The organism is Acinetobacter sp. 789_lipA (genome assembly GCF_058242845.1).
Window position 1 is genome coordinate 1 of sequence record NZ_JBZAYS010000009.1, and the last position, 534, is coordinate 534.

The 534-nt window shown below is 49.4% G+C and carries 1 rRNA gene; it reads right to left on the reverse strand.

Annotated elements, in window-relative coordinates:
* Nucleotides 1–453, reverse strand: a 16S ribosomal RNA gene (locus tag AC4CUZ_RS19760); the annotation flags it as partial.
* Nucleotides 454–534: the final 81 nt, after the last annotated feature.

Sequence of the window (534 nt, forward strand, 5' to 3'; positions counted from 1 at the left end):
AAGTAGCCTCCTCCTCGCTTAAAGTGCTTTACAACCAAAAGGCCTTCTTCACACACGCGGCATGGCTGGATCAGGCTTTCGCCCATTGTCCAATATTCCCCACTGCTGCCTCCCGTAGGAGTCTGGGCCGTGTCTCAGTCCCAGTGTGGCGGATCATCCTCTCAGACCCGCTACAGATCGTCGCCTTGGTAGGCCTTTACCCCACCAACTAGCTAATCTGACTTAGGCTCATCTATTAGCGCAAGGTCCGAAGATCCCCTGCTTTCCCCCGTAGGGCGTATGCGGTATTAGCATTCCTTTCGGAATGTTGTCCCCCACTAATAGGCAGATTCCTAAGCATTACTCACCCGTCCGCCGCTAGGTCGTATAGCAAGCTATACTTCCCCGCTCGACTTGCATGTGTTAAGCCTGCCGCCAGCGTTCAATCTGAGCCATGATCAAACTCTTCAGTTAAAAATCATTAGTAGCTTATGGCTACAAATCTTGGCTCATCAATTTTCTGACAAATATTTCTCAAATAAACTTCGAGTAATT